Raw genomic sequence first — 26,086 nt, forward strand, 5'->3', positions numbered from 1 at the left:
TCCAAAAAGAATTTAGGAGGGGCATGATGAATAAAATGCGGTTGTTGATGATGCTTCTGTTTGCATGCGTTTGTTTGATTGGTATGCAAGGCACTGCAACGCAGGTACATGCGAGCGGTGAAGAAGACCAGCACTTCTATATTCCCCCGAATCAATTTAAAACGTTTGGATCATGGACGCTTAGCGGCGACTTTTTGCTTGGACGCATTACCGCACCTTCCTTCGAGGATGCGGATGGTTCCGGAGGCGAACCTGCCATCGCGGATGTAAACATTACGGAAGCGGGAAATTATCGGCTGTGGGTAAGAGATCGCGACTTTGCGAATAATTCGCCCGGTGTCCGCACGTTTCATGTATCTGTTGACGGCACGATGGTAGGGGAGACGTTTGGCGATCATGGTCAAGAGGGGTTTCGCTGGTCCGAGGTGGGCGTCTTCAATCTGAATGCAGGAAACCACGAATTGGCTCTGCATGACACCTCCGGTTTTTATGCACGGAGCGAAGGTTTTTTCCTGAGCAACGATGTATCGCTAGTTCCGCCAGAGGACAAGGAAGAGCTGCTGGAGATTGTCCAACCGCAAAACCCGTTTGATTCCTTGCCGTCTGCGGCATACCCTGCGTGGGCCAAGGAAGACGTTGCCCCGATCAAGACGGACTCTATCGAAAACGATTCCGTCAAGGTGGTGTTTCATCGGGGAGCGGGCGCTGAAGGCATGTTGGTGCAGAACGAGATTTTCATCAAGCAAGGAAATGTTTGGGTGCTGGTCAAGGGCAAAACCGAAGAGTTTGGCGTGTTGATGATGAAGGCGGTCCACAGCGAATTAGGTGTCGTCGACCAGACCTATTCAAAAGTGCTGCAGCGGGTGAAGGTTAACGGAGTGGAAGCGAGTCGGCTTGTTGACGACTATTTCCGCACCGGGTACCCTATTTGGTTTATTCCTTCCGATTATACCGTGCTGGCTGCCAACAAGGTCGAACTGGTTTTTCCCAATACCGAGGCCGATTTGAAGGTCGTTTTTGAGCTGGATTCGCTTACGGACGACCCCAAAGTGACGCTTAATGCTGATTTTGTAGAGGGAGGGGCCTACTCGTTCCTGCTGTTTAGCGGGGACGGAGTAGCTTATGAAGACTATGATACGGTTACGGCTCCGCTGTTATATGTGAAGAAAGCGGTTCCAGACAAACCGATTATGATTCCCGAAAGCTTTATGTTCACGCCGATGGCAACCTTGCATTTTGCGGATCATCAATCCAAGGTGCCAGGCCATGAGCTGACTTCGGGCGTCGTCATGGATCCCGGCAGTGTGCCGCAAGGGTATACGATCCCGGAAACATCGAATTTTGGTCTTGTGTTGCGGGACCAGGAGGGGAATGTGAGACCGCAGTTGATTGCCCCGATGTTCGGAACAGATAATAGCCTGTTCGAGGAGGGGGACAGCTATGAAGTGTCATTTCGAATTATTAACCGGCTGTCCTCGTGGTACGATACGTTAAAGCATGTTTCGGAAAAGCTGTACAATTTTACGGATTTGCGCACGAATTATTTCCACTCCATTAATGAAGCGATCTACAATGCAACAGATTTGATGATGGATGATGTATACGGCGGCTGGGACACGGCTAATATGGCCCATTACAACATGGAACAACAAGGCATGACAACGCTGGCGAATTCGATGGCAGCGCTGCAGCGTTACTTGTTGACCGAAGATGAAGAGCTGCTTGATAAACGAGCCGTCCCGACATTGGCTTACATGCTCAGCAGACAACATTATCATTTCAAAAGCACCAACAGCCCTGGCGGCGCCAATTATGCCAACTATCCTGCGCCGATTGGCGGGCCGGTAAGCAATTATACGGCCAGTGTATATGGCGGTTTGTATGAGATGACGCAAGGACGCATGCCGGTTTTGCTGAACCAGGCAGTGCATAATGTTTCGGGCGCCATCAATTTGAGGGGCATCACCGACCAGGCTGCCATGTATAAATATACCGAAGATGATGCTTATCTGACGCAGGTTGTCGCATTGGCCGACCAATATTTGCGAGTCGTTCCGAATTACGGAGCCAACCGTGAAATTCCGTACATCAACAGCTTTGTGTACGGCGAATATTATCCGATGGTGACCGCCTTTCTAGCTGCTTACGAAGCAACGGGAGATCCGAAATACCTGGAGGCAGCCGAAGAAGGGGGGAGGCTGCTGGCTACGGAAATATGGACGACCGGCTATCACAATGATTATGCCACTACGGACTACGTCCTGGACCCTGTGGAGACTGCCGAAAGGCCAATCTTCGCCGAACGTTTTGATTTCTGGTGGCATGGCGAGCAGAAGTGGAGACTGGGGAATATAGACGGCGAAGCAAAATCGCCACAGGAAGCGGGCTTATCCCTGCAGCAGGAAACGGCTCCCGGGTGGCTGCCGGCCAAGGCGGGGCAAGGAACGGAGCATTGGCGTACGCCGGGACATGGAAATATTATTTCCATGAACAACTGGGCGGGGATGATGGTTAAACTGTCCGTTTATACGGGCGATCCTTATTTTGAAACGATGGCGCGTAACGCAATGGTTGGCCGATACGGTAATTATCCGGGCTATTACCAGGACCGCTATCTCTTCCATACGATGAAAGAGGACTATCCTTTTACAGGACCGGATTATACAACCATCTACTGGCATCATATTCCGGTTTTTATCTCGATGCTGGAAGATTTCCTTATCAACAGCGCATGGGCCAAATCGGAGCGAAATATTGAATTCCCTTCGATCTACCAATCAGGTTATGCCTTTTTTGCATCCAATCAATACGGTCATGCGGCGGGGCGTTTCTATGGCGAAGACGATATGTGGCTGTGGCTGGACCGGGGAATTATCGATCCTGGTACGGCGGAGATCGACTACATCGCCGCACGCAAGGATGGAGTAGTGGGTCTTGCCTTGATGAATGAAAGCAATAATCCGATTGCAAGCACGATCACGCTGGGTGAAAAAGTGCCCGGAGGCGCCGATTATTCGGGCACTGCTGTTGTGTATGCAGCCGATGGGATTACTTATGAGACGACAGTCGTAAATGGCCAGTTCTCGATTGAAATTCCGGCCAAAGGCATCCGTTCGGTTGTGTTGGAAATTGCCGGTGTCGAGACACCAGGTTTTGCCAAAACGGATTACGAGTTCTCGAACAATCCGCGTGGCACCGTGACGGAGCATACGAGAGGCAAAGGGCATGTGATTCAAGTTGCACCGGACAGCTATTATGCGTACGTGTACGTAACGGACATGAACGATAAGACGAGCAAAGTGACAATCAATTATCAGATCGGGTCAGAAGCTTATACGGCGGAAAAGATCGGATATCCGTATGAATTTCTGATTAAGGTGGACGATCCGGCTAAAGGTTTTATATACACGCTTAAGGCGTTGACAACAACCGGACAAACAGAAAGCTTGGGCGGAGGAGCTTTGCGTCCAACGGACTTTGCAAATCCGGCAATTTCCATACAGGAACAAGGCAAATTTGATCCGGTTCATCTGGAGGTTACAGGAACCGGAATTCACAACAACATGCTCCGTTTTGTCGTTCGAACGGATGATATTCCGTTTGCCGTCACCGAAAATCTGTTTGAAGGACTGCGTGTTACGGGCGTATTGACCCATCGGACAAACGGGTCTGTGAAGGAGCTCGACAGCATCGTGTCAGGCAATGAAGTGCGGAGCAACGGAACCGTGGTTCTCCTGATCAGTCCAACAACCGAGGTTCCTTATGCAACATATTCGAATTACGACATCGCCATTACGTTGCATCCCAAGGAAGACTTGAGCTCCTATGAGCCGTTTGCGCTACCTGTCAGCAGTACAGGCACAAGCAGCGGAATGAATCGAATGGTCGTTTCGGTGGAAGATTTCCCGTTCCGCGTTACACGAAATATAGTGCAGGGATTGCGAGTCACCGGCGTATTGACGCACAAAACGAACGGATCGGTGCTGCTTCTGGACAGTACGATTCAGGAGAACGAGATGAGGGGCAGCAGTCAGACGGTTTTGGTTATCAGTCCAACAACCGAGGTGCCATTCTCCAACTATAAGGATTACGATATTGTGCTGGCTATTCATCCCAATGGGCAGTCCGGGGACAAGATTCCCGCCTCGGCCCAGCTTTCGAATAATCAAGGACATAGCGACGGGCTGCTGGACGGTACTTATGACGTACGGATGAATATGTGGTGGGGCAACAACGGCAACGTGTACAGACTCTACGAAAACGATACGCTGATCGATACGCGGATTCTGGAGGCATCGTCTCCGGATGCGCAATCGGCCACTACGGCGGTGGCAAACAATCCAAATGGCTCGTATCGTTATTACGCGATCCTGGCCAATGCGTTCGGGGTGACTCGCAGCGATGACATGATCGTTGAAGTGACACAGGCGGCGCCTGCGCTGCCGGTGTTGTCGCATAACAATTGGTCAGCAGGCGGGGATTATCATGTTGTGATGAATGTATGGTGGGGAACCAACGGGAATGAGTATCGTCTGTATGAAAACGATGTGCTGATCGATACGCAATCTCTAACCGAGCAATCGCCGCGGCCCCAGACGGCGTTGACCGAAATTCGTTCCCGAGGTCCCGGTATGTATGTATACCGGGCGGAACTGATCAATGATGCCGGTACGTCGAAAAGTCAGGATATAGCGGTGGAGGTCAAGAATTAGAACGGAGGTCATGGGAGCAATGGGGCAATTGAAGGTTGCGATTGTTGGAAGCGGTTGGGTGGCAGGGGAATATGTAAAGGCGGTTCACGCTTCGGAGGATGCCGAGGTTTACGCGGTAGTCAGCCGCAACAAAACGTTTGCCGAGGCTAGGCTGAAGGAGCTTGGTGTAGAATCCAAGGTTGTGGAACGGTATGAGGATGTTGTCCGCGATTCGCAGGTTGATGCGATCGTATTGTGCTCCACGCCGGATTTGAGGCCGGAATATGCGGTTCAGGCGGCTCGGCATGGCAAACACATCGTCATCGAGAAGCCGCTGGCGATGAACCGCGCGGAGCTGCTGCGGATGGCGGAAGCTTTGGAGCGATATCCAGTTCGCACGGCGGCCAGCTTCGTATTGCGCTGGAATCCTTCATTCAACACGACGAAAGCGTTGATTGAGGACGATGCCATCGGGCGAATCTATATGGCTCAGGTGGACTACTGGCATCATGTGGGACCCCAGTACCCGCAGTATCGTTGGAGCAAAACAAAGGCGCTCGGAGGAAGCAGCATGTTGTCCGCAGGCTGTCACGCAGTGGATGCGCTGCGTTACTTCGCGGGCGATATTGCCGAGGTGACGGCGTACAGCTGCAAGACATGGGCCGATTCCGAATACGAGTTCGATCCGAATGCTATAGCCATCTTCAAGCTGAGCAACGGCGGGATCGGCAAGGTTTCGTCTTCGCTGGAATGCAAGACGCCTTACAAATTTAATGTGAATTTGTTAGGTGAGAAGGGCGCGATTATGAACAATCAGCTATTCAGCCATAAGCTGCCGGGACAGACCGACTACAGCGTCATCCCAACCATCTTGCCGGACAGCGGGGATGTTTCTCATCATCCGTTCGTGGAAGAAATCAATGAGTTTATCAAGGCGGTTCAGAACAATCTGGCCATACGCTGCGAATTCAAGGACGCATACAAAACGATGGAGGCATGCTTCGCCATTGACGAATCAATCGCAAGCGGCAAGCCGGTCGCGTTGCCATCGTCCCATTACTAGAGGAAAGGTCTGACTGCATCCATGAGCATAAGAATCGGAATACTCGGCGCGGGTTCCATCGCACGCAGCCATATCAGGGCACTGTCCAAAATCGAGGAAGCGGAAGTTGTCAGCGTCTACGATATAAATGGGGAAGCGGCGGTGTTGGCCGCTGAGGAAGCTGGGGCGACGGTGGCCGAAAGCCCGGACCAACTGCTGAACAATCAACAGATCGACGCCGTCTTTATATGCGTTCCGCAGTTTGCCCGTGGAGATCTGGAGGAAATGGCTGTGCAAAGAGGCATTCATCTATTCGTAGAAAAGCCGCTTGGGCTGGATCTGGACATCGCGCTTGAAAAAGCGCGGCTCATCGAACAATCCGGACTGATTAACGCAGCAGGTTATTGCCTGCGTTATTACGATACCGTCCAGACGGCGCGTCGTTACTTGCAAGGTAAACGAATCCATTTGATACAGGCGCATCGATTCGGTACGTCGCATCCGGGGAAATGGTGGTGGCAGCTGAAGCAGTCAGGCGGTCATCTTGTAGACGCCGTCACCCATCAGGTGGATATGATTCGTTATTTGGCAGGAGAACTAGCGGAGGTGCACGCCCATTTCGGGCGTGCTTCCTTGACGGAGACTGCGCCAGAATCGACGATCTACGACGCAGGCGCCATTTCCTTTGCGACGGCATCCGGAGCAGTGGGCAGCGTGACCGAATCCTGCGTCTCGCCGTATCATCGGGGATCGGAAATCAAGCTGTTCGGAGCGGACTTCTTCGTGCATATCGTAAACAACAAAACGATCACGATTATCGATGCCGAACGCAACGAGACGCTTACTTCGGATCAAAACGCGATGTATATGCAGGACCGGGCGTTTGTGGAGGCTGTGAAAAACGGACGGCAGGAGCTGGTGTGCAGCAGCTATGCGGACGGCGTCAGGACGTTGGCGTTTACTTTGGCGGCCAATCAATCTGCAGTGGAGAAACGCACTATTTCGCTTCAAGCAGGGGAGGTGCAGATGTGAAGCTTGGACTAAGCACATATAGTTTGCTGAAAGCGTTACGTGCCGGGCAAATGACGATCGAGGAGGTCATTCGCTGGGCTGCGGAGCAGGGGGCTGAGCATATCGAGCTTGTGCCGGTCGGCTTCGATTGGGGGAACGACCTTAAATCCGCAGATACGCTGCGGACATATGCCGAACAAGCCGGCATCGAGTTGTCGAATTATACCGTTTCGGCCAATTTCATTACGGAGGCGGAGGAGCAGTATAAGGCGGAAATCGAGCGAGTCTGCCGGCAGGTCGATATCGCCCATCGGCTGGGCGTTAAACGGATGCGGCACGATGTGGCCAAACGCCCGGTTGCTGAGTCCTCGATTATGCGATTTCAACAAGACTTGGATAAGCTCGCCGCGGCTTGCCGCATTGTGGCCGACTACGCGCAGCAATACGGCATTGTGACCAGTGTGGAGAACCACGGTTATCACATGCAAGCCAGCGAACGGGTGCAAATGCTGCTGCATGCGGTGGATCGGCCCAATTTCCGGATGACGCTGGATATCGGGAACTTCCTAGTGGTAGATGAAAACCCGGTGGCTGCGGTCCAAAAAATGATAGGTTATGCTTCGGTGATCCATTTAAAAGACTTTTATGTGCGACCGGCTCATCGAAATCCGGGACAAGGCTGGATGCGGAGCGCATCCGGCAATTATTTGCGCGGGTCGATCTTTGGGCAAGGGGATGTCCACACGCGGGAAATCATTCGCCTGATAAAGGCATCCGGCTACGACGGCTACCTGTCCCTCGAATTTGAGGGGATGGAGGAGTGCAGGCTCGGAGCGCAAATCGGGCTTGCCAATGCCCAACGATTGTGGGATGAGGCGGAGGCTGCAAGGGATAAGTGAAACGATTGTATTTGCTGACGAAAGGAGCACAGAACCATGTCAAATATCGAGTATACCGAATCAAACAAAGCGAGGGAGACAAAGTTGATTCGCGCGGATCTCTGCATTTACGGAGCTAGTTCGGCTGGAATTGCCGCCGCTATTCAAGCTCGAAGAATGGGCTTAAACGTTGTAATTGTTGAATCCAGTTTCCATTTGGGCGGATTGACGACGGGTGGTTTGGGAATGACCGATACCGGCAACAAAGCTGCAATTGGCGGTGTTGCCCACGAATTCTACGAAGCGCTGGGAAGATATTACGGAGGCGGGGAAGCGGATGGTATGCAGTGGACCTTTGAGCCAAGCGTCGCCAAAAACATTTATGAGGACTGGCTGCAATCGGCAGAGGTGCCTGTTTATTTCGAGAAACAGCTTGACGTTGTCGAAAAAAACGGGGAGCGGATTTCGTGCCTGGTCATGAAGGACGGAAGTCGGTATGGCGCCCGGATTTTTATCGATGCTACGTATGAAGGCGATCTGCTGGCAAGCGCCGGCGTTTCCTATCATGTCGGAAGAGAAGCAAACGAAGTATACCAAGAGACATTAAACGGCGTACATTACGGGCACCCGAACCATAATTTCAAAACTTGGGTTGATCCCTACATCGTTCCGGGCAAGCCGGACAGCGGATTGATTGCGGGCGTACAGGATGTGCCAGTTCTTCACCAAGGGGCGGGCGATGCCAGTGTTCAGGCTTATAATTTTCGAATCTGTCTAACGAACGTCCCGGACAATCGGCTGCCGATACCGCAGCCGCCGGGATATGATCCAGATGCCTACACGTTGCTTGCAAGATACATTAAGGCCGGCGTATGGGATGCCCTGCGTCTGCACAAGCCAATGCCAAACGGGAAAACCGACCTGAACAATTTCGGGGCGGTGTCAACCGATTACATCGGCGGCTGTGACCAATGGCCCGAGGGAGATGTTCGGACTCGTGAACGGTTGTTTCAAGATATTCGCCGACATAATATGGGACTCTTATACTTCCTCGGCCACGACGACCAGATTCCCGAAGCGATTCGTAACGAGGTAGGCCAGTGGGGATTGCCTGCGGATGAATATCCGAATACGGGGCATTGGACGCCGCAGCTTTATGTTCGGGAGGGACGCCGTATGATATCGTCTCTTGTCATGACTGAGCGGCATTGCCGCGGCTATGACCAGGCTCATGATTCTGTAGGACTCGCATCCTACAAGATGGATTCGCATAATTGCCGGCGCCTTGTCATTGACGGCAGATGTATCAATGAAGGGAATGTTGAAGTGCCTTCCAGCGCACCTTACCCAATTTCTTACCGTTCGATCGTGCCGAAAGAAGGGGAGTGCGACAATCTCCTCGTACCGATCTGTCTGTCCACATCACATATTGCCTATGGCTCCATCCGGATGGAGCCGGTGTTTATGATCCTTGGCCAGTCGGCTGCTACTGCGGCAGCGCTAGCGATTGAAGCGGATTGCACAGTGCAGGATGTGGAATATGCGAGGCTGCGGCAGAAGCTCTTGGATGATAAGCAGGTTCTGGATTGGCAAAGTTGTTAGGAGTGATATGGCATATGATGCAAGAAACTTCTGTTTAGCACTATGCGTCACCAGGAGGAAGGAATACCACGATCATACTTGACTATGCTGGATTAATTTTTTTTGAATCGCGCAGATGATAGCTTATGATGGACGGAGTCCGCTTGTCCATCGTGAGCTTCCATCTGCATTTTTTTTCAAAAGATAGCTGCAGCGATGCTGATAAACATCAAATCGTTAGGGGCGCATACCCCGCAGACTTTTAGCGACATGTCTGCGATTAGCCGTTCTCTCCGCTCGAATACTTCGTTCCCCTTAGACGCCGTATCCTCGACACGTTCATTGAAAGAAACCGATCCAAAATATTTTTTGCACATATTAAACTAAAGATAATGACTGATTGGTTTTAAATACAAGGTGTTATTGATTGTTATTTAATTAATTTCACACATCGACAAAAATTCATCCTCCTAAAAACCAGGCGTTTTAACCGATAATAACTTATGAATATGGACTGCGTCCTGAAAACCGACAGGCTAAGTTCACAATGATTTTCGTACATGGTGTGCCTTCCTTGGCGGAGCATATAATGGTAAACTTTGAAGATGAGCAAAAACGGAATTCGTAAGGGAGCTATCCTCGCATGGCCAAAATAAAAACGAAATTCGTATGCACCGAATGCGGCAACGAGTCGGCAAAGTGGCTGGGCAAATGCCCGGGCTGCCAAGCTTGGAACACGATGGTGGAAGAAAAGGAAACCGTCGTGAAGACGAAGGGCATCGGTTTATCGGGAATCCATACGAAAGAAAAACCACAATCGATCATACACATAGAAAGTGGGCAAGAGCCGCGCATCGAAACCCGGATGGTGGAGTTAAACCGTGTGCTGGGAGGCGGCGTCGTGCCGGGCTCGCTCATATTGGTTGGCGGAGATCCGGGTATCGGCAAGTCTACGCTCTTGCTGCAGACGTCGCATGCTTTGGCCGTCAAGGGACTGAAGGTGCTGTACATATCCGGGGAGGAATCCGTAAGGCAGACGAAGCTGAGGGCGGATCGGCTCGGAGCGCTGACGGAAACATTATATGTGCTGTGCGAGACGAATATGGAGCATATTAATGATGCGATCGAATCCATAGATCCGGATTTCCTGGTGATCGACTCCATTCAGACCGTCTACGAACCGCGGGTCGAGTCGGCCCCCGGAAGCGTGTCGCAGGTGAGGGAGTGCACGGCGCACTTCATGCGTACGGCGAAGATTAAAGGCATCGCTACCGTACTGGTCGGCCACGTCACAAAGGAAGGCGCCATCGCCGGTCCACGTCTGCTGGAGCATATGGTGGACTGCGTGCTGTACTTCGAGGGCGAACGGCATCATACATACCGGCTGCTGCGCGCGGTAAAGAACAGATTCGGCTCCACGAACGAGATCGGAATCTTCGAGATGAACGAGGACGGCCTGCGCGAAGTATCCAATCCGTCGGAGCTGTTCTTGTCGGAGCGGCCGCTCGGCGTATCGGGTTCGACGGTCGTGGCCAGCATGGAAGGCACGAGGCCTGTCCTGGTCGAGCTGCAGGCGCTTGTCGCGACGACGAATTTTCCGTCGCCGAGGCGGATGTCGACAGGCATCGACCATCATCGGATGGCCCTTATTATCGCGGTGCTGGAAAAACGCAACGGGATGTTTCTTCAGACGCAGGATGCCTATCTAAACGTTGCCGGCGGCGTAAAGCTCGACGAGCCTGCCGTCGATCTGGCCGCGGCAGTCAGCCTGGCGTCCAGCTTCCGGGATGCGCCTACGAAGCCGTATGATGTTATTTTTGGAGAAGTGGGGCTGACGGGCGAGGTCCGGGCGGTCTCCAGAGCGGAACAACGGGTAAAGGAAGCCGAGAAGCTCGGCTTCAAGCGGGTCATTATGCCGGAGAAAAGTCTCAAGGGCTGGAAAGCGCCGGACGGAATCGAGATCATCGGCGTAAATACAGTAGCAGAAGCGTTAAAGGCAGCGCTGGGATAGGGGGCAAGAGATAAAATGAAAGAACCGACGCATCAGGAAGTTATGAACCAATTGCTGCAGTTAGTGTCGCCAGGGACCCCGTTCCGCGAAGGGCTGGAAAACGTGCTGCGCGCGAAGACGGGAGCTCTTATCGTCGTGGGCTACAGCCCCGAGGTGATGGAGGTCGTGGACGGAGGTTTCTCCATTAATTGCGATTTCTCTCCGAACTATCTATACGAGCTCGCGAAGATGGACGGAGCCATTATTATGAGCGAGGATATGCGCCGCATTCTGTACGCGAATACGCAGTTGATCCCGAACAGCTCCATCCCGTCGATTGAGACGGGCATACGTCACCGGACGGCGGAGCGCGTAGCCAAGCAGACGGGCAGGCTGGTCGTGTCGATCTCGCAGAGGCGCAATATCATCACCTTGTACCAGGGCAATCTAAGGTACTCGCTTAAGGACATCGGCGTCATTCTGACGAAGGCGAATCAGGCGATCCAGACGCTGGAGAAATACAAGGCGGTCCTGTCGCAATCGCTTACGAATTTGTCGGCTCTGGAGTTCGAAGAGCTTGTGACGCTGCAAGAAGTGGCGCATGTCATTCAGCGCGTGGAGATGGTGCTGCGCGTCAAGCTGGAGATTAACCGTTACATAACGGAGCTTGGCACGGAAGGGCGTCTCGTCAGCATGCAGATGGATGAGCTCGTCGGAGGCGTCGAACAAGATGCATGGAACCTCCTCAAGGATTATGCGAAGGAAAACTCGGATGACAAAATTCGCGAAATTCGCCTCGCTCTGAGGAAGCTCAGCTCAGACGAGCTTCTGGACGAGTCTCCGATCGTACGCCTGATCGGCTATCCTCACACCAACAACATGGCGGACGAATCCGTGCTGCCGAGAGGCTTTAGACTGCTAAACAAAATTCCGCGACTGCCGCAGATCATCATGAACAATTTGGTAGAACGGTTCGGCCGTCTGCCGCATATTCTCATGGCGACGATCGAGGAGCTCGACGAAGTCGACGGCATTGGCGAGGTGCGAGCACGTGCGATCAAGGACGGACTCAAGCGGATTCAAGAGCAGATGTTCATTGACAGGCAAATTTAATCTCGAGTACAATGGATAGAATGTGTTCCGATCATTGACGTGCGAACAGGCTGAGTCGTGGGGCATAGTAGAGAAGAGGTGGAATAGATGATCTTAAAGTCGATACCGAGCCTTCTCACGGTTGGTAATTTGTTTCTTGGCGTAATAGCCATCCTTATGGTTTTCAACGAAAAGCCGCAAATGGCGGCCATGATGGTGCTGATCGCCATGCTGCTTGACGGCGTGGACGGCCGGGTAGCACGTGCTCTCAACGCGCAGAGCGAGTTCGGCAAGGAGCTCGACTCCTTATCCGATGTCATCTCCTTCGGAGTGGCGCCTGCCTTTATTATGTATGTCGTTGCCTTTCAAGATCTCAGTCCGGCGCTTGCTTGGACCGTGACTGCCATCTTCCCCATATGCGGGGCGCTCCGCCTCGCAAGATTCAATGTCATTACAAGCTCGGCGGGTTACTTTATCGGCCTCCCGATACCGGCTGCCGGCGGCGTGCTCGCCACATTGGCGCTGTTTAAGGACGATATTCCGGTAGGCGTCCTGCTGGGAAGTACCATCTTGTTATCCTGCCTGATGGTCAGCACCATTCGGTACCCGAACTTCAAGAAGGTCGGCATTCCGCGGAGCGCGGTCTGGCTCGTGCCGATCGTCGTTGTCGTGTCCGTGGCGCTCGGCTTGTTATTCGAGAGCCAGCTTTCCAAGATTTTGTTCGTTCCTCTCTTGCTGTACGCGCTCTACGGCCTAAAAAAAAACGTTGATCGCAGACTTCCGAAGCTGCGCAAGCGCCGCAAGCTAAAAGAAGAGGAAGAAGCGGCGAAATCCGAGAAGCCGGCGTAGCCTGCTGCAAAACAAACCGTGCATATTCGTATGCACGGTTTTTTGATGTACAGAAAATGATGCAACAATTTAGAATGTGGATAACGAACGGAGCGGGACTGTCGTTGAACTGTGCATAGGTGAAACTTCGGGCATCTGTCCGATAAGAAATGAACCGGCTGCTTCTACGCTAACGGAAGTGAAAGGCGTTATTTCAGCAAAAAGCACCGCTTCGCGATTCTAATGGAACTGACAGCCCTTATGATGGGCCAAAGTCCTCGGTTTGCCTAGATTTCCCGCGAATAAAGTCGCAGGGTTCCGTTAGATTTTAATATCATGCCAATTAATCAAAATAAGAGCTCTCATTTCCGTTGCAGGTTGGCGATGATCAATTGTAGCTCTGATTATCGTCCATGGGCGTTAGTAACGCTTATGGCTCCAAAAAGTAGGCGAACGAGCAACTGTAGGCGTTAAAACCGCCGATGGACCGGAAAGTAGCTCTGATTAGCGTGCATAGGCGTTAGTAACGCTTATGGCTCCAAAAAGTAGGCGAACGAGCAGCTGTAGGCGTTAAAAACGCCGATGGGCCGGAAAGTAACTCTGATTGGCATGCATAGGCGTTAGTAACGCTTATGGCTCCAAAAAGTAGGCGAACGAGCAGCTGTAGGCGTTAAAAACGCCGATGAATCGGAAAGTAACTCTGATTAGCGTCCATGGGCGTTAGAAACGCCTATGGAGCCAAAAAGTAGGCGAACGAGCAGCTGTAGGCGTTAAAAACGCCGATGAATCCGAAAGTAACCCTGATTAGCGTCCATAGGCAGAATAGCGACGTTCCTGTCCGTTAGAAGGACAACCCTTGTTTAACGGAGCTTTGTGAGATCTTAATATCGTACGTCCAACGCAACACTGAAATTTCTACCTAAAGTCTCTGCTTTTTCGGTTATTCGAAAAACAGCAAGCGGTTACAATTAGGAAGCAGACAAGTCGAGAACAGGGTAAAGCGCCATCTGCAAACATTATTTGGGAGGGGATAGTCTTGAGGAAAGCAATGAAGGTTATCGGTCTGCTCGCCATTTCGCTGACAATGACGCTGGCAGGCTGCTCGCAAGGCAATAATGGAAATCCGGGGTCGTCGCCTTCGACGAACAACGGTTCGAACCAAACGGACAAGGCGCCTAAGGACGTAACGCTTAGAATGTCTTATTGGGCGGGCTCGCAGCTAACCGTAGACAAAAACAATGCTGTAATCGAACTGTTCGAGAAAGCGTATCCTCACATCAAGATCGAAGCCGAATATTACGCCGGAGACGCCTACAACGACAAAATCAATGTACAGGCTGCATCCAACAGCTTGCCGGACATTATCCGGGTGGACTACGCGCAAATTAAAAACTATGTCAATAAAGGGCTGCTGACGCCGCTTGACGATTACATCTCCGATCAAACCATCAATATGGAGGGCGTTGCCGAAGTTAATATGAAGGGCGGCATGATCGACGGCGTCACGTACGGCATTAACATCGGCAACAACGCGCTTGTTATGTTCTATGATCCCGACAAACTCGCGGAAGCCGGCGTAAATCCACCCGGACCGGACTATACATGGGAGCAATACGAAGCCGATCTGCGTGCCGTAAAGGATAAGCTTGGTTTGTACGGAGATACCCATCTGGCCCGCGAACACTTTGAAGTCTGGTTGAGGCAGCATGGGCAGAAGCTGTACGCAGCCGACCAGAAGACGTTAGGTTATGAGGACGATCAATTGTTTGTTGAGTTTATGGAGCAGCAGCTTAGATGGCAGAAGGAAGAAATGATCAGCCCAATCAGCGTTGAGCTGGAAATTCGAGGTTTGGAAGACGGGCCGTTTCCGAAAGGCGAATCCGCCTTTGGCGGCTATTCCTACTGGAGCAATCACGCCGACATTATGGAGACTCAACTCGGCAAAGAGCTAGGGATGGCGATGTATCCGGGCTCCGGCGACGGCAAAGGCATGTATATGAAACCGTCCTTCTTCCACGGGGTGTGGTCGGGTTCCAAACATCCGAAGGAAGCGGCCATGTTCATCGAATTTTTTACAAACAACATCGACGCCGCCAAATCGCTAAACGCTTACTTCGGCATGCCGTATCATCCGAATCTGGTGCAGGAGATGCAAGCCACGTTCTCGGAGACTCAGAAGCGGGTGTCCGCATATCTCCAAGTGGTCGAGCAGCATTCCTCCGAGATAGATCCGCCTGCGCCGGTTGCCGGCTCGGAGGTCGGGAAAATCTTTACCAACGTAGCTTCGGAAATTTTTTACGAGCGAATTACGCCAGCAGAAGGCGCCGCCAAATTTAGAACGGAAGCGAATGCGGCTTTGGCGAAAGCCAAGTAACGATTCCACGGCCAGGAGGTGACAAGAGCATGCGCGGAGTTGGCAACAAATCCATATGGTCTTCCGACAATACGGCAGGATATCTCTTCATATTCCCCTGGCTGTTCGGATTTCTTGTCTTTTCAATCATTCCCATCGGAGCGTCCTTGTTTCTCGCCTTTACGCGCTACGATATTTTATCCCCGCCCGAATGGGTAGGAATGGACAACTTCAAAGCGATGTTTACGGAGGACAGCCGGTACTGGCTGTCGGTGAAGGCGACGCTTCTCTTCGTATTCGTTGCCATCCCCTTGCGTCTCGCCTTTGCGCTGATCGTGGCGATGGTTCTGAACCAGAAGCTCCGATTTCTCGGGTTTTTCCGTTCCGCTTATTATTTGCCTACGCTTATTGGAGGCAGCGTGGCGGTTGCGGTGATGTGGCGCCATCTGTTCGGACTTAACGGAGCGCTGAACTCATTTCTCGAGAGCGCCTTCGGCATCACTGACAAAATATCGTGGATCACTCATCCGTCCACGGCGCTTCCTTCGTTGATCCTGTTGTCGGTATGGCAATTCGGATCCGCCATGCTGATTTTCCTCGCAGGCTTGAAGCAAGTGCCCAAGGAGCTCTACGAGGCTTCCGAAGTAGACGGGGCCGGTTCCTTCCAACGTTTTAAGTCGATAACGTTGCCGCTGCTGACGCCTGTGCTGCTGTTCAACTTGATCATGGGCATCATCAACGGATTTAAAGTGTTTACCGAAGGAATGATCGTAACCGGAGGGGGACCGTTCGACAAAACGTTGTTCTACGTGCTGTATTTGTACGAAAAGTCGTTCCGGTATTACGAGATGGGTTATGGCTCGGCGATGGCCTGGATTTTGCTGATGGTTATCGCGGCTTTCACGGCGATCGTGTTTACGACGTCCAGGCATTGGGTGCATTACGAGTCGAAGGGGGACTAAGACATGGGAACGTCTGTGAGGACAATACGCCTGCTCCGAAGAGGGATTTTTCATCTGGCGGTTACGGCCTTTGCGCTCGTCATGCTGTATCCCATGTTATGGATGCTGTCGAGTTCGCTCAAGGATACGACCGAGATTTTCGTCAATTCGCATCAGTTAATTCCAAGCGAGTGGAGCTTCGATAACTATGTGACGGGGTTTAAAGGATTTGCCGGCATTTCGTTTTCCGTATTTTTCAAAAATTCGTTTATCATAACGATTTTATCGGTTCTGGGGACGGTGATATCCTCCGCGCTGGTGGCCTACGGTTTTGCCAGAATCCGCTTCAAGTTCGCGCCGTTTTGGTTCGCATGCATGATGTTGACGATGATGCTTCCGGCAGAAGTGCTTATGATTCCCCAATATATCCTGTTTCACAAAATAGGCTGGATCAATACCTTTCTTCCACTCATCGTGCCGTCGTTTTTCGGAGGAGCTTTCTTCATATTTCTGATTATTCAGTTTATGAGAGGGATTCCGAGGGAGCTGGACGAGGCGGCGGTCATTGACGGATGCGGCAAATATCGTACATTCGCCATGGTCATCCTGCCGCTGCTGACGCCGCCGCTTATCACGACCGCGATATTCAAGTTTTATTGGACCTGGGACGACTTCTTTAGTCCGTTGCTCTACTTGAATTCGCCTAAGCTGGCAACCGTATCGCTGGCGATCAAAAACTTCTCCGATCCGACGATGAAGACGGATTGGGGAGCGATGTTCGCGATGTCCGTGTTATCGATTATACCGATCGTCGTCGTCTTTTTTCTCTTCCAACGCTACATCGTTGACGGAATCAGCACGACGGGACTCAAAGGGTAAAAAGAATGGAGGGACAGAACATGAGCCATTATCAGGCGCAAGCGCAACGTTATGAACGGATGACCTACAATCGATGCGGGATTTCGGGCTTGAAGCTTCCCGCCGTCTCGCTCGGGATGTGGCATAATTTCGGGGATGTGGACGTCTATGCGAACGCGAAGGCAATGATGCTTCGAGCCTTCGATCTCGGCATTACCCACTTTGATCTGGCCAATAATTACGGGCCGTCGCCCGGCTCTGCCGAAGAGACGTTCGGAACCGTCATTACACGGGAACTGAAGGCTTACCGGGACGAGATGATCGTCTCGACGAAAGCCGGTTATTATATGTGGCCCGGACCCTACGGAGAGTGGGGCTCCCGCAAAAACCTGATCGCCAGTCTCGATCAAAGCCTGAAGCGAATGCGGCTGGATTATGTCGATATTTTCTACTCGCATCGGCCTGATCCGAATACGCCGCTGGAAGAGACAATGGGCGCGCTGGCGCAGATCGTGCGGGAAGGCAAGGCGTTGTACGTGGGCATCTCCAATTACAGCGCGGAACAGACGCGGGAAGCGATAGGCATTCTGAAACGGCTGGGCATCCCCCTATTGATCCATCAAGCGACGTATTCCATGTTCAACCGCTGGGTCGAAGACGAGCTGCTGGATGCGCTTGACGAAGGAGGGGCTGGCTGCATCGCGTTTAGTCCGCTCGCGCAAGGTTTGTTGACGAATCGTTATCTGGGCGGCATCCCCGACGATTCGCGCGCGGCGAGCGCCAACAGTCCGTTCCTGAAGTCGGGAGACGTTACGGAGGAGAAGCTGGAGAAGCTTCGCGAGTTAAACGAGATCGCCAGGCAGCGCGGACAATCGCTTGCTCAGCTTGCGCTGGCGTGGGTGCTCAGGCGGAAGCAGGTAGCCTCCGTTCTGATCGGAGCTAGTAAAGTAGAGCAAATCGAAGACAATGTAGGCGCATTGGATCGACTGAGCATTGAGGCCGACGAGTTGGCGGCAATCGAACGAATCTTGCAGAAGTGAGCAGAGGGAGAGGAGCAGAAGAAATGGACAAAATAACAAGAATGCTGCGTACGCTTAATCAGGAGGCGGTTGATTATCCGCCGGTAGGCTTCTGGTTTCATTTCAACGGAGAGGAAGGGATGGGGCAAGCTTGTGTCGACGCCCATCTGAACTACTACAGGGAGACCGACATCGATTTCATTAAAATCATGTGCGACGGATATTTCCAATTTCCGCTAGCCGTCGAAATCAAGGAAGTGGCCGATTGGAGAAAGATTAAGCCGCTGAGCGCGGATCATCCTTATATCACGGAGCAAGTGGAGCGGGCGCGGCTTATTACGGAAGGCGTGAACGGGGAATGCTGCACCTTCTACAGCCTGTTCGCCCCCTTCTCCTGCATCCGGTTCGCGACGTCCGACGAGTTGGTCATGAAACATCTCAAGGAAGATCCGGAAGCCGTCCTGTACGCGCTTACCGTAATAGCCGAGGATCAAGCGGCGCTGGCGGAACGGCTCATTGCGGAGGCAGGCTGCACAGGCATCTATTATTGCTTGCAAGGCGGCGAGATGGATCGGTTCACGGAAGGGGAGTATCGCAACCTGATTATGCCGAGCGACAGATACGTGCTCGATCGCGCGAACGGCTTCAGTCCGAACAACCTCCTTCATATGTGCGGCTGGGCGGGCGTGCGCAACAGATTGGATAATTGGAGGGAATACCCTGCCAAAGCGGTCAACTGGGCGATCTACGTCGAAGGGCTCGGCATTCGCGAGGGAAGGGAGTACTTGGGCGATCATGCCGTTTTAGGCGGCTTCGACAATACGAAGTCAGGCGTTCTGCACAGCGGCACTCGCTCGGAGGTTGAGCAATTTGCCAAACAATTAGTGGCCGAGGCGGGAACGCAAGGGCTTATTGTCGGCGCGGACTGTTCGTTATCGCATGACATAGACAGGGAGCGAATCAAATGGGTAGTCGAAACCGTCCGCTCGGCCTAGATTCTGATCCGATGCCCTATACGCTGGTCGCGCATGACGAGCATGATGAACGGCATCAGGGAGCCGTCGTGTACCCGATCTACCAGAATACGCTGTTCACTTATGCGAGCAGCGATCATCCGGGGCATGTCTACAAGTACAGCCGCATGGGCAATCCGACCGTTATGGAGCTGGAAAAGCGGCTTGCGGCGCTGGAGCACGGGGAGCGCGCGCAATGTTTCGCCTCGGGGATGGCGGCTATTTCGGCAGCGATTCTGTCGCGCGTAAGCGCAGGCGATCATGTGATTTGCGTCAGTCAAGTGTATTTCGGCACCCGGGAGTTTATGGACAGCTTTCTGTCTCGCTATCAAGTAGAAGTGACTTATGCGGACGGCGCCTCGATAGAAGCCATTCGGCAGGCGGTGCAGAGCAATACGAGGGTTCTGTATTTGGAAAGTCCGACCAGCTATTACTTTCAATTGCAGGATTTGAAAGCTTGCGTCGGGCTTGCTCGCGAATGCGGACTGGAAACCATTATCGACAATACATGGGCGTCGCCTTGTCATCAGCATCCACTCGATATCGGCATCGATCTGGTTGTGCATTCGCTGACCAAATACGTGAGCGGCCACAGCGATGTGCTGGGTGGAGCGGTAATCGGCAGCTCTTCGTGGATTGAGCGGCTCTCTCAAGTGGATCATCAGCTTCTTGGGGGCATCATGACTCCGCATACGGCTTCCTTGATGATGAGAGGATTGCGGACATTGCCGCTAAGGATGGCGCGGCTGGGCGATACGGCGATGAGGATTGCCGAATATTTCGGCACGCTACCCTGCATACGCAAAGTCAATTTCCCGGGGCTGCCCAAGCATCCCCAGCACGAATTGGCAAAGCGGCAGATGACCGGCTGGGGCAGCCTGTTGTCGATCGAATTGGAGCAACCGCTGGAGAAAGCGAAACAATGGATTGATCAACTCGTCTATTTCCGGATCGGTCTCAGCTTTGGCGGTTATGAAAGCCTGGTGCTTGTAGTCGGGGCGGCCGAGCAGAGTACGAAGGAACAGCCGGTTACGCTCATTCGGTTTAATGTGGGGCTGGAGGATCCGGCGGATTTGATTCGGGATCTCGACAGCTGGCATACGTTTTTCGGGAACGGAAGCGCGGACGGAAACATGAATGAAAACAGCTGCTTGCGGGAGCAGGCGCAATAACAGGGCAGGACGGACGATAAGATCGGCGCTTGAAGCGTCGATCTTATCGTCGTTGCAGTCGGCTGATATAATAAGTGGCGAGGGGGAGTATGGATGAAACAAATGAAGCTCGAGCGAAAGCTGGTTCTATTTATCGTGATGGCGGCATTGACCACAAGCGTCCTTGGTTATTTGTTCGTCCAGTTCTCCCGCTCGCAGTACAATGATCTGATCTATCGCGAATCTTCGGAGAAATTCCATCTTTTTTCGCTGCGAATCGAGGAAAAGCTTGAAAATATCGATCGGCTTTCCTTATCCATCATGTCAGATCCCCATATTCAATCCTATCTGCTTACGATCAAAACCGAACCGGGCACCTATGAAGCTTACAGCGCCTCGAACAGTCTCAAGCGCAGGCTGCTTTCTTACCAAATATTCGATTATGCGGTAGCTTCGATCGTCATTATCGATAGCAATGGCACGCATCATACCTCTGGACTGCATACGAATCCGATGAATGGGGAGGAGATAGCGCAAGTGGTCGGGAAGGCGGCCGAATTTAAGGGAGCGAGCGTATGGGTCGGCGGCAAGGAGGGGTATTTCCAATCGCTGAGGGAGATCCGCGAGGTTAGCGATTACAGCATGGACCCGCTAGGCACGCTCGTCTTGCGAGCGCATGCGGATAACATCGTATATTCAAGTCCGGAAGAGGCGAATTATTACGATACGAAGCTGATGATCTCCTCCGATAATCAATTGCTGTTCGCCAGTCCCCATGCCATAGTACCGGAGCAGTTGGCTTATCGGCTGGGCGACAAAGACGCGGAAATCGACACCGACACCGGCTCCTATAAGGTCATCACGATCGAGGGCAGCAAATATTTGGAGGCGCAGTTTACGCTGGATTACACGGGATGGACGTTTACCCAATTAGTTCCCTATGGAACGTTATTTATGGAGATCGAAAAAATGCAGCTGTTGCTGCTTGGATTATATGCGTTGCTGCTGCTTGCCATACTTGCGGCAGGTTTGCGGGTATCGAGGTATATTACGAAGCCGATCGGGAAACTCATTGATAAAATGGCCGTCGTCGAAAAAGGGAATCTGGAGCTCGATCGGCTGGAGGTTTCCAACCAACGCAATGAAATTACATTGCTCAGCTTATCGTTCGACCGCATGGTCGATCGGCTAAATGAGCTGATCAAAGAAAACTATATTAAGCAGCTTATGCTGCGCAACGCGGAGTATGAGAGGCTGAAATCGCAAATCAATCCGCATTTTCTGTACAATACGCTGGAGTCGATCAACTGGCTGGCGCGAATGAACGGTCAGCTTCAAATTTCGGGCATGGTAAAGGCGCTCGGCAAGCTCCTCAGACACTCCATAACCGAAAAACCTTATATTACGATAGGCGAGGAAGCCGATCACCTCGAGCAGTATATTTATATTCAGAGGTTCAGGTTCGAAGAGAGGCTCGACTTTCGCATCGAGATCGACGAGCGTCTGCGACTGCTCTATATGCCATGCGGCATTCTTCAGCCGATCGTGGAGAATAGCGTCAAATATGCGGTAGAGACTTCTACGGAGCCCTGCCGGATCGTTGTCTTCGCAGAGGAGCGACCGGATCGGCTGGACATTGTCGTTCGCGATACGGGTGGCGGAATGGATCCTCGTTACTTGGAGAAGCTCGAGCGGGGAGAAATTAAAGCGGAAGGTACCGGAGTTGGGCTTAAGAGTATTCATGACCGGCTGCGGCTGTTGTACGGCTCCGGGTTCGGCTTGTCGATCGCAAGCGAGCCGGGCCAGGGAACATCGATTACAATCGCGGTGCCGTACACGCATGAACCGGATTCGTCTGCTTCGATGATTAATCGCTACGAGGTGATTGCACATGACTAACGAGCCATATCGAGTAATGGTGGTCGACGACGAGAGGATTATACGCGAAGGCATCTCTTCCCTGGTGGATTGGCGGGGCATGGGGCTGGAGCTGGCGGGCTGCCTGAAGGATGGAGCGGCCGCGCTGGAAGAGATGGAGCAGCTTAGGCCCGATATCGTCATTACGGATATCAAGATGCCCCGCATGGACGGGCTGGAGCTGATCAAGCAAGCCAAGGAGCGGTTTCCCGATATGAAGTTCGTGGTATTGTCGGGGTACGGGGAATTCCGGTTCGCCAGCCAAGCCATGAAGCACGGCGTCAAACATTATATTCTCAAGCCATGCGATGAGCATGATATTAAGAAGGTATTGACGGACATTGTCAATGAACTGGATGTAGAATCGCGCGAGCGCAAGGCATTAGGGCAAATGGAGCGGATGCTCTCCGAAGTAGTGCCGAGAGCCCGCGAGAAGTTGTTGTCCGATTATTTGCTCGGCCGGATGACGGACGACGAAACGGCGGACTATCTCGAACAGGTTCGTCTTCATGACGGAGAAGGCATGCTGCGCCTGCTGGCATGCAGGACGGAGACGGAATTGCGGTACGAGGAAGCGAAGAAGCTCATACCGCTGATCGTCGAACATCTCGGCGAAAAACATGTAAAGCATTACGCCGTTATTCATCAGGTCATGGTACTGCTCGTAGCGAATTATTCCAGGACGGATCTTCTTGAACGTATGGAATACACGACAACGCGCCTCGAATCGGAAGCGGGAAGCAAGTTCATTTGGTCGATAGGACACGAGGGCGCCATGACGGACATGCCTCGCGCTTTCGAGGATGCCATGCGGCATATGGAGCAAGCTTATTATTTGGGCGAACGCTCCATTACGGCATTGCGGACGGAGGGATCTGTCGACAAGGCCGAGTCGCCCGCGGTGTTCGCTGCGGCCGAGCTGGATCATTATTCCGGCATATTGGACCACATTCGGATCGGGTCCAGAGAGGGATTGAACAAGGAACTCGCGGCGTTATTCTCCAAATTGAGACAGCTGCGGCTGCCCATCGGAACGACAACCGGCATTAGCATCGACTTGATTGCGATCTTGCACAAACAATGCGTTCCCAATCCAACCAACGAATACTTGAATCATACGGTGCCGATTCTCCAGATGAAAACGCTGGGGGAAGTGGAGAGGTATATTTCCGAGGAGGCCCACTCCATTTTGGATACGTATTACGGCACGCCGGCGGCGAGGGGCAAAATGGCGGCCCATCGGATGGCCCGGTACGTTCATGACAATCTGGAGCGGGAGGAGCTGTCCTTGCAATGGCTTGCCAAGCATAAGCTGTTTATGAATCCCGATTATTTGGGCAAGCTGTTTCGCAAGGAAATGAAGATGAGCTTTCCGCAGTACGTAGCCAAGGCGCGCATCGAAAAAGCAAAAGAAGCGATCGCGCGCTCCGGCGACTACAAAATTTATGAACTGGCCGAGATGTCGGGGATGGGGAGCGATCCCAAATATTTCAGCAATTTGTTTAAAAAACAGACGGGCTGCACGCCGCAGGAGTATAAGTCCCGCATCGCTGCGGAACGGAAGGGGGGATAAATTCTGAAATCAGGGCGTTAATGAAACGGAAAGAGAAAAAAAGGGCTGAGGCGGTTGCCTCAAGCCCTTATTGTCGTTGTGCGCGCCCATTTGGGCGATCATGATCAAAAGCGGACTATTTGAACAACCTCGTCTAAGTCAAGTTGAACAGTCCGAGCGTCGAGCATTTGTCGTATTCGTCCGCGACGACTTCGTCCAGCTGGATCTGAAGCAAGTTGCAGAGCGCCGTCATATAGAACAAATTGCGACCCAGCTCGCTCTTCAGCACTTCGTTGCAATGTTCGCACAACGATCCCGATAGATGGCTTTGCAACGTTTCCTTGGCATTCTCAAGCTCGTGCGTGTCGGAATACTGCTGCTTCCTCGCATTCAATTCGATACAGCCGCAGTCTGTTACGGCCTTGCTGACAGCACGGTTTACCGACGCGCCGGATTGACCGAACTTCGACATCACGTCAAGCAAGCTGCGATGCCGCAGCAACAGCTCAGATACCTGCTGCTGGAATTGATCCAATGTTGGAGCATTCATAGATTCCACCTCAAATCACCGCCTTATAGTAGTCGTCACTATTTCCATTATAATGCTCTCGCACACGGTTTTCCACATGCCAGAAGTTGCAGACTGAATCCGGGGCGCGTCCTTAAGGGGCGCAGGTCAGGAAACTTTTGGCGAAAAAGGGCAGGGGGACGATTAGAGGGCGAAAGATTGGAACATAATTGTAATGGAGGTGAACCATTATGGTGATTAGAAGAATGATACAACTTATTGGATTATGGTTTGGCGCAATGGCCGGCAGCGAAGTATACGGATGGGGGAGCGGCGCGGCCGCATGGTCCACTCCGTCCTATGGCATGCTGCAATCCGGCACTTATTACATGAATGTGGCGCTCGGAGCCGTGTTTGGCGTTATTATGGCTTCGGTGCTGGCGGGACCGATCGTTCGATCCTTACACAAAGGCGTGGACGCGATAACGGACATGCCGATCAGGCAATTGCTCATCGGCACGGGCGGCCTGCTGGCAGGCTTGCTGCTTGCGGTTATGCTGTATCCCGTCGTCGCCGATCTGAGCGGTATCGGCAATCTGCTGCCCGCGGTCATGGCGCTGGCGTTCGGCTTCGTCGGCCTGCGGATCGGCGTGCTAAAGCAGGAGGAGATCGCGGCAGGCTTCGCGGCGCTGCTGGAGAAGCCCAAGCCCGTGTCTGCCTCGCCCGAAGCGAAGGGCTTCGAAGAGCACAAAATTCTGGATACGAGCGTCATCATCGACGGGCGGATCGCGGATATTTGCAAGACGGGATTCATTGAGGGAACGCTGGTCATTCCTGAATTCGTGCTGGAAGAGCTGCAGCATATCGCGGATTCCTCGGATCTGCTCAAACGCAACAGGGGGCGCAGAGGTCTCGATATTCTGAACAAGATTCAGAAGGAGCTCGACGTCAAAGTGCTGATCTACGAAGGGGACTTCGAGGAGATCGGCGAGGTCGACAGCAAACTGGTCAAGCTCGCCAAGGCTCTGCGCGGCAAGGTCGTCACCAACGACTTTAACCTGAACAAGGTGTGCGAGCTGCAGGGCGTGTCGGTTCTGAACATTAACGATCTTGCCAATGCCGTCAAGCCGGTCGTTCTTCCGGGTGAGGAAATTATCGTTCAAGTGATCAAGGACGGCAAGGAGCACGGCCAGGGCGTCGCTTATCTGGACGATGGCACGATGATCGTGGTGGAGGGCGGACGCGACTACATCGGCACGACGATGGAAGTGCTTGTAACGAGCGTGCTGCAGACGTCGGCGGGAAGAATGATTTTTGCCAAGCCGAAGCTGTTGGAAAAAGCGTTGTAAAAAGGTATGATAGTATTCAAGAGGTTGTTCAAAAAGTCCGCTTTTGATCACGAAGTATGCCACGATGCATACTCGACATCGAATATTGAACGCAAGCGAAACTAAGCAAATGCTTACGAAGTATGTTTCCTTCGGAAACATTGCAGGTGCTCACGTAGCTTCCACTACGCTCCGCTCCTCAGTTTCTACTTTCATTCAATCTTCTCGGTGCTGAAAACCGAACTTTTTGAACCGTACTTCAAGAGGCCATAACGGCACATGGAATATAATCGTACATATGGTAAGCGTTCGAAAGGTTCGGTTTTGGCGGGC

The 26,086-nt window shown here is 52.5% G+C and carries 18 protein-coding genes; 17 read left to right on the forward strand and 1 reads right to left on the reverse strand.

Going from position 1 to position 26,086, the window contains the following annotated elements; translation table 11 throughout:
* The first annotated feature begins 23 nt into the window (after positions 1–23).
* The 16 genes from KJW29_RS30090 to KJW29_RS30165 all read left to right on the forward strand — a co-directional run bounded on the left by KJW29_RS30090 (position 24) and on the right by KJW29_RS30165 (position 23,938).
* Complete coding sequence (locus KJW29_RS30090) at positions 24–4,712, forward strand: hypothetical protein (protein ID WP_214627391.1); 4,689 nt, start codon at positions 24–26, stop codon at positions 4,710–4,712.
* 19 nt (positions 4,713–4,731) lie between these two features.
* Positions 4,732–5,754 carry a Gfo/Idh/MocA family protein gene (locus KJW29_RS30095; RefSeq protein ID WP_214627392.1) on the forward strand — a complete coding sequence of 341 codons (1,023 nt, stop codon included), beginning with the start codon at positions 4,732–4,734 and terminating at the stop codon, positions 5,752–5,754.
* Between the two features lie 21 nt (positions 5,755–5,775).
* A complete protein-coding gene (locus tag KJW29_RS30100) occupies positions 5,776–6,765 on the forward strand; it encodes a Gfo/Idh/MocA family protein (protein ID WP_214627393.1) in 990 nt (329 codons plus the stop codon).
* Entirely contained in the window at positions 6,762–7,643 is an 882-nt protein-coding gene (locus tag KJW29_RS30105) for a sugar phosphate isomerase/epimerase family protein (RefSeq protein ID WP_214627394.1), read from the forward strand. The genes KJW29_RS30100 and KJW29_RS30105 overlap by 4 nt, the downstream gene beginning before the upstream one ends.
* Before the next feature lie 36 nt (positions 7,644–7,679).
* The gene (locus KJW29_RS30110) at positions 7,680–9,224 is read left to right on the forward strand and encodes an FAD-dependent oxidoreductase (RefSeq protein WP_214627395.1); all 1,545 of its coding nucleotides are present in this window, start codon (positions 7,680–7,682) and stop codon (positions 9,222–9,224) included.
* A 622-nt stretch (positions 9,225–9,846) separates the two neighbouring features.
* Complete coding sequence (radA, locus tag KJW29_RS30115) at positions 9,847–11,214, forward strand: DNA repair protein RadA (protein WP_087570273.1); 1,368 nt, start codon at positions 9,847–9,849, stop codon at positions 11,212–11,214.
* A 15-nt stretch (positions 11,215–11,229) separates the two neighbouring features.
* A complete protein-coding gene (gene disA, locus KJW29_RS30120; RefSeq protein ID WP_087570274.1) occupies positions 11,230–12,306 on the forward strand; it encodes a DNA integrity scanning diadenylate cyclase DisA in 1,077 nt (358 codons plus the stop codon).
* 87 nt (positions 12,307–12,393) lie between these two features.
* Positions 12,394–13,134, forward strand: coding sequence for a CDP-diacylglycerol--serine O-phosphatidyltransferase (pssA, locus tag KJW29_RS30125; protein WP_108992827.1), 741 nt, complete (start codon positions 12,394–12,396; stop codon positions 13,132–13,134).
* A gap of 1,015 nt (positions 13,135–14,149) precedes the next feature.
* Complete coding sequence (locus tag KJW29_RS30130; RefSeq protein ID WP_214627396.1) at positions 14,150–15,487, forward strand: ABC transporter substrate-binding protein; 1,338 nt, start codon at positions 14,150–14,152, stop codon at positions 15,485–15,487.
* Positions 15,488–15,516: 29 nt separating this feature from the next.
* Positions 15,517–16,428, forward strand: a complete 912-nt coding sequence (locus tag KJW29_RS30135; protein ID WP_214627397.1) for a carbohydrate ABC transporter permease — start codon at positions 15,517–15,519, stop codon at positions 16,426–16,428.
* Positions 16,429–16,431: 3 nt separating this feature from the next.
* Positions 16,432–17,286: a carbohydrate ABC transporter permease gene (locus KJW29_RS30140; RefSeq protein ID WP_214627398.1), complete on the forward strand. Its 855-nt coding sequence runs from the start codon at positions 16,432–16,434 to the stop codon at positions 17,284–17,286.
* Between the two features lie 20 nt (positions 17,287–17,306).
* Positions 17,307–18,305 (forward strand): L-glyceraldehyde 3-phosphate reductase, encoded by a 999-nt coding sequence (mgrA, locus tag KJW29_RS30145; RefSeq protein WP_214627399.1) that lies wholly within the window; start codon positions 17,307–17,309, stop codon positions 18,303–18,305.
* Positions 18,306–18,328: 23 nt separating this feature from the next.
* Positions 18,329–19,279, forward strand: a complete 951-nt coding sequence (locus KJW29_RS30150) for a uroporphyrinogen decarboxylase family protein (RefSeq protein ID WP_214627400.1) — start codon at positions 18,329–18,331, stop codon at positions 19,277–19,279.
* Positions 19,249–20,469 carry a trans-sulfuration enzyme family protein gene (locus KJW29_RS30155; protein ID WP_214627401.1) on the forward strand — a complete coding sequence of 407 codons (1,221 nt, stop codon included), beginning with the start codon at positions 19,249–19,251 and terminating at the stop codon, positions 20,467–20,469. The genes KJW29_RS30150 and KJW29_RS30155 overlap by 31 nt, the downstream gene beginning before the upstream one ends.
* Positions 20,470–20,562: 93 nt before the next feature.
* Positions 20,563–22,347, forward strand: a complete 1,785-nt coding sequence (locus tag KJW29_RS30160) for a sensor histidine kinase (RefSeq protein ID WP_214627402.1) — start codon at positions 20,563–20,565, stop codon at positions 22,345–22,347.
* Entirely contained in the window at positions 22,340–23,938 is a 1,599-nt protein-coding gene (locus KJW29_RS30165) for a response regulator (protein ID WP_214627403.1), read from the forward strand. Before KJW29_RS30160 ends, KJW29_RS30165 begins: the two co-directional genes overlap by 8 nt.
* A 133-nt stretch (positions 23,939–24,071) precedes the next feature.
* Here KJW29_RS30165 and KJW29_RS30170 read toward each other — a convergent pair whose 3' ends face one another.
* Positions 24,072–24,467, reverse strand: a complete 396-nt coding sequence (locus KJW29_RS30170) for a nucleoside triphosphate pyrophosphohydrolase family protein (RefSeq protein ID WP_214627404.1) — start codon at positions 24,465–24,467, stop codon at positions 24,072–24,074.
* A 209-nt stretch (positions 24,468–24,676) separates the two neighbouring features.
* Between KJW29_RS30170 and KJW29_RS30175 the strand changes: the two genes are divergently transcribed.
* On the forward strand, positions 24,677–25,774 hold the full coding sequence (locus KJW29_RS30175) for a PIN/TRAM domain-containing protein (RefSeq protein WP_087570284.1): 1,098 nt from the start codon (positions 24,677–24,679) through the stop codon (positions 25,772–25,774).
* Positions 25,775–26,086 lie beyond the last annotated feature (312 nt).

It is taken from the genome of Paenibacillus agaridevorans (assembly GCF_018604145.1).
GTDB lineage: Bacteria > Bacillota > Bacilli > Paenibacillales > Paenibacillaceae > Pristimantibacillus > Pristimantibacillus agaridevorans.